Annotated in this window: 2 protein-coding genes; both read left to right on the forward strand. The window is 62.1% G+C overall.

The window, feature by feature from the left end; genetic code table 11:
• Positions 1–211: 211 nt before the first annotated feature.
• On the forward strand, positions 212–769 hold the full coding sequence (locus GV044_RS19140; protein ID WP_159873916.1) for a hypothetical protein: 558 nt from the start codon (positions 212–214) through the stop codon (positions 767–769).
• Entirely contained in the window at positions 766–1,218 is a 453-nt protein-coding gene (locus GV044_RS19145) for a phage holin family protein (RefSeq protein ID WP_159873918.1), read from the forward strand. Before GV044_RS19140 ends, GV044_RS19145 begins: the two co-directional genes overlap by 4 nt.
• Positions 1,219–1,267 lie beyond the last annotated feature (49 nt).

The raw sequence follows: 1,267 nt of genomic DNA on the forward strand, positions 1-1,267 counted from the left end.
GACCAGAAGCGGCGACGCCCGCCATCAGCGATAACCTCATATCCAGACATAAGCATGTGCTCAGGGGATAGCCCCAAGCCTCCATTCTATGCCTGAGGGGTGCCCGGACGAAACGGGGGCCAGCTCAACCCGTAACCCAGCCTGTCTACCGGCGAGGAACTATCTGGATAGCATCGGCTTCTCTTTTCACAATTTCCGAAAAGGATGGACCATGCAAATGCAGGATGAGCATACAGGCGGTGGCCTGAGGAATGAGTTGCGCGAGGACACTGACCGAGTGACTGGTGCAGCCGCGGACCGGCTCCAGTCGGAGGCCGACAGCCGCAAGGGCCAGGTAGCAGATCAGGCACGCGCCGTGTCCTCGGCCCTAGGCAGTGCTGCCGATGGTCTTGGCGGAGACGCACCGAGCTGGGTCAAGTCGGCGCTCGAAAAAGGCGCCAAATCTATCGAGCAATTGGCACAGACCGTCGAGGGCAAGGACTCGCGAGAGCTGATGGGTGACGTCCAGCAGTTCGCACGGCAGCGACCCGGGAGCTTCCTTGCCGGTTGTGCGCTTCTCGGCTTCGCCGCATCGCGCGTGTTCAAGGCTGGTGGCACACAAGCAGGCCAGACGCCCTCAACCTCAAACCAACAGGCGTCACCTGTGCCGCAATCTTACGCGACGTACTCTCCTGAGGGCACTGGCGCGGCCAAGCCGATGATGAGCTTTACCGACGGTGGCGGCGCCGCGACCTCGGTATCCCCGACAAACGTGGGGACCTCGCTATGAACAACGAGCCAACACCTTTCCCAGGCAGTGGGTCACGCTCCGGAGCAGGGTCCGGACAACCCCAGGACAACATCGTCGACTTGGTGCGGCAGCTCACCAGCCAAGGCTCGCACCTGGCCGAACAGCAACTTCAACTCATCCTCGCCGAAGTTCGCGAGACCACCAGCGATCTAAAGGTCGCGGTAGCTGGGATGCTCGGCGCGGCCGTGGTGGGCATTGCCGGTCTTGGCGTGGTGCTGATGGGGCTCGCCTATCTGCTCGGCGACGCGATCGAGAATCTTGGTCTTGCCACGCTGATCGTCGGGATCGTGACTCTCGTCATTGCAGCCATCCTTTACGCCGGCGCGCGCAAGAAGATGAACGCTGCGCACCTCTCGCCAGAGCGGAGCCGCAGGACGCTTGAGCGTACACCTGATGCCGTCCGCGGCGACCTCACTTCTGGAGCATAAGCCATGACCGACCAGACCTACCAGGATCCTGCGGAGATCGAAGCTGACA

This window comes from Novosphingobium sp. 9U (assembly GCF_902506425.1).
Taxonomy (GTDB): Bacteria; Pseudomonadota; Alphaproteobacteria; order Sphingomonadales; family Sphingomonadaceae; genus Novosphingobium.